At 36.6% G+C, this 14821-nt stretch carries 14 protein-coding genes and 3 pseudogenes; 5 read left to right on the forward strand and 12 right to left on the reverse strand.

Translation table 11 applies throughout. From position 1 onward, the window contains the following. Positions 1-528 precede the first annotated feature (528 nt). The 3 genes and pseudogenes from AC3ISB_RS14495 to AC3ISB_RS14505 all read right to left on the reverse strand — a co-directional run. Positions 529-693: a hypothetical protein gene (locus AC3ISB_RS14495; RefSeq protein ID WP_179891114.1), complete on the reverse strand. Its 165-nt coding sequence runs from the start codon at positions 691-693 to the stop codon at positions 529-531. A gap of 231 nt (positions 694-924) precedes the next feature. Next, entirely contained in the window at positions 925-1761 is an 837-nt protein-coding gene (locus AC3ISB_RS14500) for an alpha/beta fold hydrolase (protein WP_489273611.1), read from the reverse strand. A 223-nt stretch (positions 1762-1984) separates the two neighbouring features. Next, a pseudogene (locus AC3ISB_RS14505) lies at positions 1985-2155 on the reverse strand (NADPH-dependent FMN reductase); the annotation flags it as partial. A 420-nt stretch (positions 2156-2575) separates the two neighbouring features. Here AC3ISB_RS14505 and AC3ISB_RS14510 point away from each other — a divergent pair. From AC3ISB_RS14510 to AC3ISB_RS14525, 4 genes and pseudogenes are all read left to right on the forward strand, one after another. Then, positions 2576-2793: pseudogene (locus tag AC3ISB_RS14510) on the forward strand (IS110 family RNA-guided transposase); the annotation flags it as partial. 136 nt (positions 2794-2929) lie between these two features. Further along, positions 2930-3775: a TVP38/TMEM64 family protein gene (locus tag AC3ISB_RS14515; RefSeq protein WP_489273612.1), complete on the forward strand. Its 846-nt coding sequence runs from the start codon at positions 2930-2932 to the stop codon at positions 3773-3775. Between the two features lie 210 nt (positions 3776-3985). Continuing rightward, positions 3986-4144: a hypothetical protein gene (locus AC3ISB_RS14520; RefSeq protein ID WP_185150970.1), complete on the forward strand. Its 159-nt coding sequence runs from the start codon at positions 3986-3988 to the stop codon at positions 4142-4144. A gap of 343 nt (positions 4145-4487) precedes the next feature. Then, a pseudogene (locus AC3ISB_RS14525) lies at positions 4488-5704 on the forward strand (Ger(x)C family spore germination protein). 562 nt (positions 5705-6266) lie between these two features. On the opposite strand, the gene AC3ISB_RS14530 reads toward AC3ISB_RS14525, so the two are convergent. The 9 genes from AC3ISB_RS14530 to AC3ISB_RS14570 form a co-directional block, all read right to left on the reverse strand. Continuing rightward, positions 6267-7058: a phosphotransferase gene (locus AC3ISB_RS14530; RefSeq protein WP_489273613.1), complete on the reverse strand. Its 792-nt coding sequence runs from the start codon at positions 7056-7058 to the stop codon at positions 6267-6269. Positions 7059-7239: 181 nt separating this feature from the next. After that, complete coding sequence (locus AC3ISB_RS14535; RefSeq protein WP_098373837.1) at positions 7240-7752, reverse strand: DUF6584 family protein; 513 nt, start codon at positions 7750-7752, stop codon at positions 7240-7242. Positions 7753-7930: 178 nt separating this feature from the next. Continuing rightward, positions 7931-8791 carry a transporter substrate-binding domain-containing protein gene (locus AC3ISB_RS14540; RefSeq protein WP_489273614.1) on the reverse strand — a complete coding sequence of 287 codons (861 nt, stop codon included), beginning with the start codon at positions 8789-8791 and terminating at the stop codon, positions 7931-7933. Between the two features lie 326 nt (positions 8792-9117). After that, positions 9118-9942 (reverse strand): SAM-dependent methyltransferase, encoded by an 825-nt coding sequence (locus AC3ISB_RS14545; RefSeq protein ID WP_098373839.1) that lies wholly within the window; start codon positions 9940-9942, stop codon positions 9118-9120. A 113-nt stretch (positions 9943-10055) separates the two neighbouring features. Beyond that, positions 10056-10226: a hypothetical protein gene (locus AC3ISB_RS14550; protein WP_489273615.1), complete on the reverse strand. Its 171-nt coding sequence runs from the start codon at positions 10224-10226 to the stop codon at positions 10056-10058. A 412-nt stretch (positions 10227-10638) separates the two neighbouring features. Then, on the reverse strand, positions 10639-11730 hold the full coding sequence (locus tag AC3ISB_RS14555; RefSeq protein WP_430095605.1) for a GerAB/ArcD/ProY family transporter: 1092 nt from the start codon (positions 11728-11730) through the stop codon (positions 10639-10641). 450 nt (positions 11731-12180) lie between these two features. Continuing rightward, positions 12181-12366: an SDR family NAD(P)-dependent oxidoreductase gene (locus tag AC3ISB_RS14560; RefSeq protein ID WP_489273616.1), complete on the reverse strand. Its 186-nt coding sequence runs from the start codon at positions 12364-12366 to the stop codon at positions 12181-12183. A 65-nt stretch (positions 12367-12431) separates the two neighbouring features. Then, on the reverse strand, positions 12432-12563 hold the full coding sequence (locus AC3ISB_RS14565) for a DUF6254 family protein (protein ID WP_220127011.1): 132 nt from the start codon (positions 12561-12563) through the stop codon (positions 12432-12434). Between the two features lie 80 nt (positions 12564-12643). Then, positions 12644-12826 carry a hypothetical protein gene (locus AC3ISB_RS14570; RefSeq protein ID WP_098369611.1) on the reverse strand — a complete coding sequence of 61 codons (183 nt, stop codon included), beginning with the start codon at positions 12824-12826 and terminating at the stop codon, positions 12644-12646. 644 nt (positions 12827-13470) lie between these two features. Here AC3ISB_RS14570 and AC3ISB_RS14575 point away from each other — a divergent pair. Beyond that, a complete protein-coding gene (locus tag AC3ISB_RS14575) occupies positions 13471-14661 on the forward strand; it encodes an MFS transporter (protein WP_098369610.1) in 1191 nt (396 codons plus the stop codon). The last annotated feature ends 160 nt before the right edge of the window (positions 14662-14821 follow it).

Here is a 14821-nt window from a genome sequence, read left to right on the forward strand (position 1 = left end):
ACATTTATTATTTTAGAATATTCTGAAATGTAAACGCGCCCATTTTTTTACGCATGCAAATATGCGAAAGAACAAGTATAGGAGTACTTGTTCTTTCGCATATTTGTATAATTAATGACTCCTACTTCTATCGCTTCGTTTCAAAATAAAGAACTTGAAAGAATTTTTTCACGTTAATTCGACTATAAGCGCAGCTTGCTCCTGAGCTTTTTTTGCAGTTCTGTCACCTTTTGGCGGACCATGGCAAAATCAAAAAACTTTGTAGCGTATTTCTCCATTTTCGAGCTTATTATTAGTGAACGAATAAAGTCGGATCTTCAAGCAGCAAGATCAAGAGGTAAGAAAGGAGGGAGACCTGTATAGGTATTTAGACAAGGCACACTAGGTTTTACCTCAGTAAATCACGACGGATTAAAGCAGCACCCCTGTGGTGACTAGGCCTAAATGAAGGAAAGCACCCGTTAGTGTAACAAGAAAACAGCTTAATAACAGTAAAATTTTTATTTCAAGCACCTATTAGTACAATTATTATTTTTCCCTAAGATGATTTAATAGTGCAATAGCCAATAAAAGAATTGATAAGCCAGTCCCTGAACTATCAGGTCCTACATCTAAGAAAATTGGAGAAACAAAGTGATTTAAAACTGTAATGATTACGGCAAATGTAACCAAAGAAATATTTGTTTTCTTCAAAGTAAAAACTTCCTATTAAACGAAGGCAAGTAAAAATTCTCCTTTTAAATTATAACTCTTAATGAACTATCCGCCCCGATAGTTGCAAAAAGAAAAAGCTGCCTTAAAGACAGCTCCAATCTTAAACTAACGCACCCGTTTTTAAAGTGGCTCTGTTATATTCATTGTTGATTTTATCAAAAAAAAACGATTTTTATCGATCAGTTTGCAACAATTTACGGTCATTTGTAATCAGCCCTTTAAAAATGTTAGCAGTGCTTCATTAAATTCTTTGGCATGTGTTGCATTGAACCCATGTGGACCACCCTTTATTAAAGTTACCTTTGAATCAGGAATTGCTTCATGTGTCAGCTTCCCACTATATTCAAATGGAACAATTGCATCTGAATCACTATGAAGAACAAGGGTAGGTATATTAAACTTGGCTAAATCCCCTCTGAAATCCGTTTTGCTGAAAGCAGAAATACATTCTAGTGTCCCTTTAGGCGATGCACCTGCTGCAATATCCCTATTGTAAAGCCGGAATGGTTCACTGACTATGTCAGTTCGTTCTCCAGCAGCAAAAAATCCTCTCGTAAACTCATCAAGAAATGCTAGGCGATCATTTTTTACTCCATTTTCTAATCCTTGAATGACTGCATCATCAAATGCTCCCTCAGGATGTTCTACTGACTTGTAAAGAAATGGTGGTACAGCTCCTGCAAATACAGCCTTCTCTACTCTATTTGTTCCGTAAGTTCCGATATAGCGGGCTACTTCTCCACCCCCCATTGAAAATCCGACCAGTGTCACATTTTGGATATCCAAATGCTCTAGTAACAGGTGTAAATCAGTAGCGAATGTGTCATAATCATAACCGTTCCATGGCTGAGAAGAGTTCCCGAACCCTCGACGGTCATAAGTTATGACTCTGTATCCAGCCTCAACGAGAGCAGGAACTTGATATTCCCAAGATCGGCCACTTAATGGCCATCCGTGAATTAATACTACCGGCTTCCCTGTACCGTGATCCTCATAATATAGTTCAATCGGTGTTTCATTTTCGGTTCCTACAGTAATTTTTGCCATTTTTCTACCTCCAAAAAATTTTCCGATATATATCCTATTCTCTAATAATACGGATGAATCCCGTAGCCTATTTATTCACGTTTTATGTTGCGGACTCCAAGCATAATGAATCCTATTGTTCCGATGATTCATTTTCTGTTTTGTAACAATTTCCCATCTAATACCTTTTTTATCATGAATGCAACTTAAAAGAAGTTTATCTAAAACTGATAATCTCCTTTTGTTAAACTAGAACAGGAGTGTGATCGATCCAATGAATAAATTGTCTTAAATAGCTCTGAAGATATCGTTTTGGTTTTTCGTCAGTAAGCGCTTTCTGATTGTAGTCAATCTTTTCGTGTACTTGCGAAATTAGTACTTTTTGAAATGGAACGACATTAGCTTGCATGGCTTTTGGTCATATCTCCTCCTTGTTTGAAATACCTATTCATGATACTATACTTTATCAAATGTGGGAATGGGTTCCAATAATGGAATAAAAAAGATAAACGAAAATAAGGTTACATTTCGAAAAGCCTTGAATTCAATAGAATCTAAGGCTTTTTGTGTATGGGTTCCGTTAATATAACGTCTGGATGAAAAGAATTGAACAATAGGAAAGACAACTAAAGTAAGAGACAGGGTTGCAAATAAAGATATATCCCCTTCGTCTTTTTGAACTTTACGTTTAAATCCCCAAGTAGCAATATGTTAGTTAAATCCACAACCATTCCTATAACACCTCTTACTCCTTGCTAGTTCCAGGATGAAGTCTAATTCTAATTCCTTGTTGAACTATCCTGCCCCTATTAGCATTCCTGTAGTTCGTTATTTCGGCTTTGCGCTCCTTCGTCATGCACGATTGCATCTCGCTGAGGCAAGCTCCGGGATGTGAAAAAGCCAAATTGTCCTTCCCAAATGTGGAGGATCACGACTGCGGCGTTATCCTTCCTTGCGACCATGAGTCTGGTGATGAATAGCCCTGAGTTTAAAGCCCTACACTCCAACAATGTTAAAGTGAAAAAGATTAAGAAAATTAAATCCATCATGAAAACTCGCCCGTGTCCTAGTAGGGATTCTAAACCTCAGGTCTTACTTTCAATTAAACCCCAAGCCTGCTTTCTTAAGATGGCTTTGTCAGTACACTTAATCATACAAATAAAATTCACTTAAAGGGAGAAAGAATACTGTGATTCTTGGAAAGAAACATGAGCTGTGGACGCATTTATTGATGGGCGCTTTTGTAGCCATGTGCATTTTTGTGTTTTTGCCATCGCTGCTGACAATATATAAAGTTATATTTATAGTCATTTTAATAAGCATTCTGTCTATTAATCTTGTTTTGATAATCATGAAAAAAGAAAACTATTTAAAACTTACACGCCTCGCACTAGTGTACTTGAGCATTTTTTTGATTATTGTCTGTCTGATTTTTTATACAACAAAGTTTTTGTTTCTGACAGACGTGATCTGTATTGGGAGCGTTTTAGGAGGAAACCCCCTCTTAAGTAAACTCCTTTTCCTCCTTATTTGTTTCCTTCAGCCAATCATATTGCCCTTGCCTGAAGCTTTAACGGTTCCTGCAGGCAGTGCAGTTTTTGGCTCATTCACCGCAACTTATCTAAGTTTTTTCGGAACTATTTCCGGAATAGCAGTCATGTTCCTTATAGCTAGGATTGGTGGGCAAAAGCTTGCATTAAGATTAGTAAAAGAAAAGCACTTGCAAAGCTACCAGAAATATATGCAAAAAAATGAAACGGCTATCCTTTTCCTTCTGTTCGTTATCCCGATTCTCCCAGATGAAATCATTTGCCTCGGATCGGGGATAAGCGGAGTATCTTTCAGCAGATTTATCCTGATCGCTTCACTATCAAAACTAATGTCAGCCTCGTCCCTATCATATTCAGTCGAATTGGCAAAAGCCCTCTCCTTGAAAGGACAGGAATTAATCTCGGCTGTATCACTTGCTGCTGGAGGATTATTTATTTTATATTTAGGGGTAAAATGGCTTTTAAACAAAAGAAATGAAGAATAGAGCATGTATTATGGGAAAAACGCTGGAAAGGAGAGCGTTTTTTTTGTGTGATAAAAAAACACCAGGTATCAAATTCATTCATAACGCTGTTGCTACGTTTATGGAACTAACCTTCCCCTTTAGAATTAATATCCGCTCAAATCCTCGGGATATACTGAGTACCATTTGTGAATAATAAGAGTGTTAAACAATGGATTAAGGAGGACTTGTATGCAACAGGATCACCAAGCTAAAAAGAATTCGGGTTCAATTATGGAACCAGGATTTTCAGGAACTGATGCACAAAAAGTAAAACAAGAAATTCAAAAAGATGTAAGCGAAGGACAAGGTGCAATGACTTCCCGAGAGGCAGGAGCAATGCGAGATTAAAAAAGAGTAAAAACAAGGTTAAATTTAGGTTTTTTTCATCTCGAATAGTGTGTGTAATTACGTGAGCTAAAAAAGATTTTTTGTAAATTATTCATATCTATTACTTCATGCATACTATTCTTTGAAACAGCACATTATAAATCATGTCGATTTATTACTTTCGAAAAAGAGCATTCACACAAGTACCTATGGTTTGCTTCCGATTTTATATATGATTGCCATGATACCGAAAAATATCAATGACCTTTTAAAACTTGGAGATTCCGTCGGCAATGGCGCATTGTTGTTATTCGGTTTACTCCCACTACCCCTGCTTATTATCTTAAGAGTAAAAGAGGAAAGTATGAAACAATCACAAATCAATATACGGCCCCTCTTCGTTTCACTCTCCGTTCTCTTGTTCTTATCTCTTACAGGATGTTGGAGCACTCGTGAAATTGAAGAGCAAAGTTTAGGTATAGGTTTGGCATTCGATAAAGGCAAGGAGTCCATCATTGAGAAAAAGTTAAATGGACAAAAGGAAGGATATTATTCAAAAGAAGACCTGATTACATCAACCTATCAATTTATCACTCCAGAAGTTGCAAGTTCAACAACTATACAAGCCGGACCACAACAAAAATCTTATATTAATTTTTCGGAAACTGGAGATTCCGTCCATCAGATGGTTCGTGAACTCTCATTAAAAATTGAAAATCCCATAACAAGTACTCATATGAAAGTGATTGTCATAAGTGAAGATCTTGCAAAATCGTTTAAATTGGGAAATTTACTTGATCAAGTTCTTCGTGATAATGAAATTAGACCAAGCTGTCTTGTGCTCATTAGTAAAGGAAAAGCAAGTGAGACACTGGAAACAAAGACAGCAGGAGAGATTCCATCGTTTCGTCTGGTTGGCATTGTAGAAAATGCCTATCGAACAACGAGGATTTTGCCTCCTATGCCGCAAATTAAAGTACAGAGCATGCTCCATTCAGGATCTAGTTTTCTGTTGCAAAAAGTATTATCAGTGAATGGGCAAGTCAAATTTGCCGGAGCCGCAGTAATCAACGGAAAGACCCACAAAATGACAGGTGTTTTGAATGAGGAAGAACTAGAAGGCATAACGTGGATAAAAGGCAAGGGAAAAGGCGGTGTAGTGAAAAGCTATGATAAAGAGACTGGTCAGCAGATTGTGTATGAGATAGAGTCCATGAAAAGCAGAATTAAACCTCGAGTTAATGGAAACAACATCCTTTTGATGTAAACATTGAATCAGAGGGAAGACTATCTGAAACTTGGGTGGTTCCGGGAAATGCTTTTAATAATGAATTTCTAAAAAAAGCAGAAAAATCCTCTGAAAAAGAAGTAAAACGCTTGGTGAGAAATGTAGTAGAAAAAATGCAAAAAGAATACCAAGTGGACGTTGCTGGCTTCGGAAATCGATTGAGAATTGAGAACCCCAAAGTATGGAAGAAGGTCAAAAAGGATTGGGACCAAACATTCAGTGAAACCCCGGTCAACTACAATGTAAAATTAACGATTAACAATTATGGAACATCAGGGTCTGCAAAGAAGTGAACCCTCAGGATAACCACATTGACCTTCCTAGTCTCCATTAAATGTGAAAGATGAATAGGTTAAAATTTTTAAACTGCAAAAAGTCTATACATCTTTTTTTAATGGGACCTAAATACTTTATTCGTAAACGTATTTGGGGCTACTTGTTGTTTACCTATATATAGTATAAATAACCCCACAATTACTGTACCTTTTGGTATCTGTATCCCCGCTTCTGAAATCAGGCCATAAAAAAAGCCGCCCTTCATTTGAGCAGCTCTTTATCAGTACTTTAGTTTTAGCTTTCAGTGAAAATTTGAAAATTACCTTCCATTTGCATCTGAACACACTCATTATTGGTAAAATGTTACACATTATCCATAACTAAATAATACCATTTGATATCAGTACAGATGCAATAAAATTTCTTTATATAATTCTATATATTCAACCAATAACACCCTCACTATTATCATTTCATCTTCAACTATCCTGCCCCGTTTGTTGCATAAAGAAAAAGCTGCCTTAAAGACAGCTCCGATCTTCAGCTAACGTACCCGTTAGTTCAACAAAAAACCTACGCTTAAATCCACTCTTTTCCATGTTCACGAATGAATTTAATATCGTTTTGATAATGTTCAAGATGCCCTTCATCTATCATCATTTGAAAAGCAATGTCACCTTCACTGGCTTTTCTTGTAATTGTTTTACATAACCCTTCCAATCGTAGCAATACCATTTCCAAATAATCTTCTTCTATTCCCTCACCGTAAGATTCAAAAAACAATCTAACTCTTTGTTTTATACGGTTAGAGTGCTGTAATGAATTATAATAAACTTTCTCACCTGTTTCAGAAAGATTAAATCTACTTAAGGGGACAACAGTATAAAGAGTGTACGCTATGTCCCAAAGTTTTGGGCCAGGTCCAGCGACATCGAAATCAATAATACCTATTGGTCTTTCATGTTTAAAAATAATGTTGTATATCGCAAAATCATTATGGCATAGTACCTCAAATTGTTGGGGGGTGTTATCTATCGATTGCCAGCTATCATCAAATGAAAAATCGCTGACAGAATCATGATAAAGACGGAGCATTTTCGCTATTTCCATTAAGACATCATCAGACCACATGTATTCTTTTAAAGGATGATTACCAGCTTCTCCTTCAATAAATGATAATATCTCTCTTCCTTTTTCATCAATACCTAAAAACTTTGGGGCATAACTGAAACCTTTGTTCTCCAAATGCTTTAATAGCTTATGAACTTTAGGACTATCTGGTTTTAATTCTCGTCGCACAGTATCTCCCGAACGATAAACGTTAGAGACATTCCCTCCTGTCAGCATTTCTTCGTTTTCATTGTTTGACATCTAAATATCCCCCTAATCTGACTTTCTTTAACCCGTAAAATAAATCCTGTTTGTAAAACTAACCTGCCGCATTTGTTTCATAAGAAAAGGAGCTGCTGATCAACTCTTGGTAATGAAGTAAAGGACTGTTGGCTAAAGAACAACAACTATAAATACCTTTCTTGAAGAAAGATTCCAGGAATCAAAAAATCCAGCTAAAGAGTGTGTAAATTCCGATTAATGTAAAGAAAATGATTAATATTAATATCGTGATACACCCAATAGTAAATAACTTATCCTCCAATGTCTCATCAGGTTCTTCAGTCAATTTTTCTTTAACTTTATTTTGTATAGGAGAAATTGCCTGATCTTGCAGTCCTTTTATAATATCACTATCTCCTTTAAACTTTAGAACTCTGGCAATTCTAATAGGATCGTTACCCATGGATTTTTCGAACTGAATGCACGCATCTACCATTTCAGGTGTCTTATTCTTTTCTAGATACCAATATCGACCGGCCATCGAGGGATATTTTAATGCAAAATAAATATCGCCTAACTTTTTACGGAGTTCTAATTCATCTGGAAAGGTGATAATTAACCCGTGTATTCTATCTCTTGCTTTTCCTAAATCATTATTTTTAATGTCCTCTTCTATCTTCTTTAAAGTTTTAACAGGTATTTTTTCTATGAGTACTCCTCCTTCATCATCTATTTACAGTCGAAATAATCAGAAACAAATTTTTTCTATTTATTACTTAATAGATAGAATTGTTCCTTTTTCCTTTAACCCGTCCCTATACTTCCTGAAGAAAAAGGAGAAGTAATTTACTCTTCTGTTTTTATTTTCACAAAAAAATCTACCCTAAAAACTGACCACACACCTCTATATTCTATTCCATCCACTTTTTGTATAGGGCATCAAATTTTCCCTGTAGCTTCATTTCATCCATCCACATTTCCAAGTAGCTTGCATAAATGAAATCACCTCTCGGGATCATATAACCTTTTTCACTGTTTGTGAATGGCTTGTCAGTTTGAGCCGCATACAGTCTGGGATCAGCTTTTGCATACAGCATTGCTTCTACTGTGTCAGTGATCATGACATCATACGTACCTTCTGCAACAAGATGTGGGATATCAAGGTTGTTTTCTACAACGGTTACGTTAGCTTTGCTTAGATACTGACGGACAAATTCTTCGTTTGTTCCGCCTGGATTTACGCCGATGCGTACAGATGGCTTGTTAATATCCTCAATGGTAAGATACTTGTCTTTATCTTCTTTGCGAATTAAAGGCACCTTACCGAATGAAAGGTAACCTTGGGATACATAAGCGCTTTTTTGTCTCGTTGTATTGCGAGTCACACCGCCCACAGCGATATCGAATTTGTCCGCTTCCAGGTCTTTCAACATCGCAGGCCATGTAGTAGCGACAAATTCCACCTTCACACCAAGGTCTTTGCCAAGTTCTTTGACAGCGTCCACGTCAAAGCCTTCATACTCATTTGTTTCCGGATTCAAATAGGTAAAAGGTTTGTAGTCGCCGGTCATTCCTACCCGAATGTATCCACGTTTGATTATTTCATCAAGCTGGGAAGCCTCGACTTTTTTCAAATGCCCTGGGGCCCTTTCTGATGCCGGTTCAGCCGAGACGTTTTGCGAGGAGATCAGATCGTGACCGACGTACCCTGTACCTAGTAGGGATAAGCTGATCACTCCAGCCATTAGTGTTTTTTTCCAATTGTTAAACATGTGAATTTACCTCCATTTTTTCTATATTTTTAATTAATCTACCAATTATTAAAAATACAACAAAATAAATGAATCACCTTCTAAAACAAAACACTTTTTTATATTAAGGTGAATTAGCGTAACAGTTGATATGAAAAGGACTGCACATTTTAGACATTTCTAAAATGTGCAGTCCTAATTTAATTTATTGCTGAACTGAACCACCTGTTAATTCTATTAGCAAAAAAGCAACCCATACGGCGGATCTAGTCTTGAACTCGTTAGTTGCAGTACATTCCTTCACAATCATACAAATACCGAAAAGCATATCTTAAAAGAGGAAAGTATTACTTTGCACAAACAATGAAGCAATTTAATGAATTCTCATTTCCATTTGAAGTGTTCATCAATTCATAATAACTAGTTATCAACGTTTGTATCATGGAAGGAACTTTAATAAATTCTGCACGGATACTATTTGCATAACTTTTTTCCCATTGACCGTCTTGTAATAAGGTTGCATCGACTGTAAGTTGTTTCACCACTTCAAAATTTGCTTGCTGGAGTAGCTGGTGAATTTGAGTTTTATGAAACAAGTTTTGGATATTTCCTTCATTCTTTACGAAGTTTGAATACAATGCCAGAATGGAAACCGCACAAAAATGGGAACGTTGCGTAATGCAGGTAAAATCAAGGTCCCATTCTGCAAAACATATATGTTTTGCCAAACCACGAATTTTTCTAAAGTAATTCAATAAATCTTCTGGTTGCTTGAAATACCATGAACAATGGGATAATACCGCCACATCAAATGGCATAGTTGCTTCAAAAAAATCAAAATCCATTTCAAAATGGAAGTTAATACGTTCTCCTAATAGAGATTTCTTAATACGTTCAGTTGCTTGACCTAAAGTTAACGGTGCTCCGTAATCGGGACTAGCAATATCTATTGCGACAACACATCCGTTTTCTCCTACCGCATCGGCTAATGCAACAGTTGTATCCCCCTGCCCGCAACCTATTTCTAATACACGCATTCCTTTTTGAATCCCAAATGCTTTTACTAATTCCAACCGGTGCTGCAACTGAACTTGTTGGATCAAATCATCCTCGAATAATTGATATTTCGATAAAAAAGACATTGTTTTTTCGTTTAGTTGAAATGACTTCACGTATCATTCACCCCACATTTATTGTGATTGGTTCATCAACAATGAAAAAGGCTGCCTCAGCAATCTCCCTTATTGAAGTAAGCACCCGTTAGTTGAACAAAATAACGAACATCTCAACTTTGGCTAAACCATTTACGCAGTTGGCTAATATGAGCTTGATGATATCTATTATGGTCTGCCATGTGCCAAATATCCCATTTAATAGTGGCCTCTTTACCATTTTCATATTCAACTTGTTGATTTAACTGTTTATCTGTTAACTGGTAGTAGATAGATTTAATCATACTTATAACATCGTCATAATCATTTATGAGTACATCCAGGGAAATGCCTTTAAGTTGTGGTAACTGGTTGTTTTCAACTTCTCAGTTCCTGTTATGATTTCTACCAATATTATACATTAAATAGACTATATTCAGTTATTGAACTAAACTGCCCTGTTTGCTCCATAAGAAAAGGAGCTGCCAAAGCAACTCCTGTTTAAAGTAATATTATGTTTCACGATTTTGTGAAGGTAATTATCACCATTACCGGCGAGGTGGCTTGGCAAACAGTCGGCGGAAAGGGAGCGGATTTCGGAAATTAACTGGAACGTTTTTCAAATGAAATAAAATGCAGGCAAACTCTCTTTTCTTCGAGTTTTGTCTAAGTAATATATTATTAATTCTTTTGCATTTTATATAAATGATAATTGGATCATAAACGGTTCCTCCACTTTTTTATGCTTATTAAAACCAAAAGAAGAGGCAAGTATAAAACAAGGAAGGCCACGCTGTAAGGATTGATTATTTTATTTAATACATATAAGGAATCGACATCGAAAAAGAATATGTTGACGAGTATTATGATTATGGACATTACCCATAAGGGATACTTTTGCTGGACGTTGAATAGGCGCTTGACCCCCCTGCTAGCAGCCCACAAAGGAATGACCATGTTAGTTATAATAACGATGTTCCACCAAGAAACGGTTATGTACTCGAACCGTTGAATAAAGGGCAATTCAATAATACTGGTCAATGAGAGTGTTGGCCAAAGGGTAAGGACCAACTGTTTCTGTGAATAAAAGACTGTCGAAACAAAATAAAGTAATAGGAGCAATAGCGTAGTAGCCAATGCTCCTCCATGAGCATATTTTTGTGATGTTTCAGGATTTTTGATGAACGGATAAAACATCAGGATCATTTCAAAACCGAGCATTGATAATGAAGTACTTCTGGTTCCTTTCATTATTTCGATTAACGTATGATCGAAAATAGGGAGAAAACTGGTGAAATCAGCGTATTTAAAACCATATAGAGGTACAAATAAAAACCAGTATGAAACAACTACACTTAAAAAGGCAATACCCGTAATGGTTCGGAACCCTCCCGAAATGATGTAATAAATCAGGACCAGGAAAACCAAAGCAAATGCCCAAGAAGGTACCTCTTCAAACATCCAAACATGAATGACATTTATATAGCCGATTATGATCGTCATTCCAAGGGCGAAAAAGTACAGAATGAATAAGAGACTAAAGAAATTCCCAATCCATTTACCCAATGCATGATTATTAGCAGAAATGATATCGCCGGGAACAATACTGAAAATCTTATATATAAGCCAAATTAAGATATGAACAATCAGTCCGGCTAGGAGTATGGAGATCCAGCCATCCGTCCCCGTCGCCTTGGCTAAATCTCTTTGAAAGTTCAACACGCCTAATCCTGTTTGCATGGAATGCAGTAAAAAAAACACATAGAATGGCGATACCTTATACTTTTCATTCACACCAGCTTGGTTCATAATGTACCCTCATTTATATCACTCGTATTTCCTATGTTAATAATCTGGCTTTTAAAGGAGTAATTTATTCAAAGGATACAAACGGTAAGTACAGTTCGAACCTCCCTCAATAAACTAATCACAATCTTACGACTGCTCTGGAAGGAAGGTTGCATTCCTATTTTAGTCGGTATACATTTCTACAGTGTATTAGACATAAAATCTAATTCACTATAAATACATAAAAATACGGTGTAAATTCGGGAATTTTCGAATTTACACCGTTAAGTCTTTTTTAAAGAAAAGCTTATATAGATTTGAAACTTAGGATACCATCGTCAACACTACGCTGGCCACTTGCTTCGGCTGGATGAGCTTTCCCCGCATATGCTGTGCAGCTAGAGCATTTTTCACTTCTTCATTGTCACCAAGTATGGACGAATCAATGAATCCTGGAGCAACTCCTACAACTCAGATACCGTGTTCAGCTAACTCTAATGCCCCAGATTTAGACATCATAACCACAGCTGCGTTGTAATTAAAACTTCCAAATGCTGCCATTGTCCCATAGATTGATGCTGTATTAACGATAGTTCCTTTTACATTTAATTCAACCATTTTTTTAGCATCGGTAACGACAAAGAGAGGTACCCCCAAGGAAGTGACCTCACTATTATGTGGGCCTCTGCCCCTTTGGGACAGCCTCTCATTCTTAAGCAGTTTTACTTATTTTCAGATTCATTTTTGCCCATGCCTTCAGCTAATTGTTCAAATGATTTAACCTTACCATGTGGATTCTGCGATTGTTTACGATCTTTCCATTGGCGTTCTTCTTGTCGCTTAGATTGAGTCATCTAAATAAGCTCCTTTACATAAAGTCTTTTTACTCGGTGCAGTCATCACTTATCATCAGTTCGAGTCTAGCAAGTATTAATTAATGCATGCCTTTCCACTCACCTTGATTTTTAGATGCTTTTTCTTTTTTTGCTTTATTTTTATGTGCTTGATTAGCTTTTGCACTGCCAAATTCTTGGGAAAATTCTGAATCAGTTTTGCTTGAATTGAATCCTTGTTTGTTCTTTTGGTCTGCATCATTTTTCTTTGTTCGTTTTGCCATGGATACCCCTCCTTCTTATTTTTAGTATGAGATCAGAAAGAAGAAATATACACCGAATTAAAACCGTTAGTAACATGAATCTGTCATGTAATTCGGGTAAAAAACAAAGTGTATAATAAGTTCCGGTTCGGTTATTTTATAAGTTACATACCTACAATGTTGCCATTTCCACATAAGGTGTTTGAAATTAACTTAACACCAGAATTTCTTGACTTGGATTTTTCCATTAATGACAACTCACTTCCAATTTATATTTTGCTTATCATCCTTCCATCCTTGATGTTTAAAGTGTAAGTATTATTGACTTTAGCATGCTAGGTCTCCCGTTTTTGCTATGATATTTTTGACAGCTTCCCTCTTCAGATTATCCTTAACTTTCTTTTTCCATTGTTCCCGTTTGTTTTTTTTGCTTATTTTCATTAACCATCAAGATCCTTATGCTTTTCCTTTTTAATCCGTTTTATTTTTTGTTCTATAACAAAACAGGTTACGGTAAAATTAGTGATTCAGGTACAAGCTTTTTAGCAAAATATCAAACGATAACTAAGCAAGGGTTTTCCTCATAAATATTTTTTATGATATGATAGTTAGATTGTTTATCTACCCTGTGACACATTTACATTCATCTAAGAAAAGAGGTATTTATGCACGACACAGAATTATCCAAGCGACATTGGCTACTCATCTTAACACTTACTTTATTAACATTTGTTCTCGGGACAAGCGAATTTGTTATCATCGGGATCTTAACCGATATTTCCTCGAGTCTCCATATTACAAATGCAAAAGCAGGTACACTCGTTTCTGCGTTTGCGATTACGTTTGCCATTGCGACACCACTCGTGATGTCGGCAACAAGCCATTTTCCAAAACGTAAATGGATGTTGTTTTTGATAGGGTCGTTCATCATCTTGAATGCTTTGTGCGTAATTTCGACGAGCTACATCATGCTCCTTGCTCTTCGGATGATGACAGCAATCGTAACAGGAGTTTTAATTTCGCTTGCCATGATTGTTGCAAGCGAAACCATGCCAATCGCAAAACGTGGACTTGCTATATCATTCGTTTTCGGTGGTTTTACTCTTGCAAATGTAATTGGAGTACCAATAGGCACTGTCATCGCTGATTGGTACGACTGGAATGCAACCTTTCTGTTAACTACTTTTCTCGGTGGAATTGCGTTTTTGGCATCTTTCTTCATTTTGCCTACTATGAACAGTACATTTCGCAGTTCAATGCGTGAGCAATTTTCTTTGTTAACACACCCACGAATCTTAATGGCTTTTTTCATTCCATCTCTTGGATTTGGTGCAACGTATGCCGTTTATACGTATCTTGTTCCGATCTTGAAAGGAATGGAAGCACCAAGTAATTCAATTAGTTTGATCTTGTTTGGCTACGGATTCATTTCCATTTTCAGTAACATACTCGCAGGTAAAATTGCCAGCCACAATGCTATCGGACGCCTCCGGTTTGTTTTCCTCGTGCAAGCAATCGTACTGATCAGTTTATATTGGACGACAAATAATTTTATCTTTGGATTGATTAACATTGGCTTGATGTCATTAATGGCCATCCTTTTAACAACATCTACCCAGCTTTATTTGATAGACCTTGCCGGTATTTATCAACCAAAAGCTACAGGGCTAGCTGCTTCACTGATGCCAGTAGCAAGCAATGTCGGTATCGCCTTTGGTTCCGCTTTAGGCGGAATTGTTTACCATCAGGGAAATTTAATGAGTGTGACATGGGTCGGTGGGCTGGTTGCTATCTTTGCAAGTCTTCTAACTTTCCTAAGTCATCGCTTAGACCAAAAACAAAAGAAACTAGCATAAGATAGAAGCTATGAGCGCCTTGGTATGCTTCCTATGGTACCTGCAATGGCATAATAAACGAGATTACAGTTAATCCTTCAATAAAATTGAAGAAAGAAGTATCAAAAACGTTGAGTTGTTCTTTGATACTTCTTTTTAAAATAGGTATAGGTGCTTACAT

It is taken from the genome of Peribacillus sp. GL_122 (assembly GCF_057835005.1).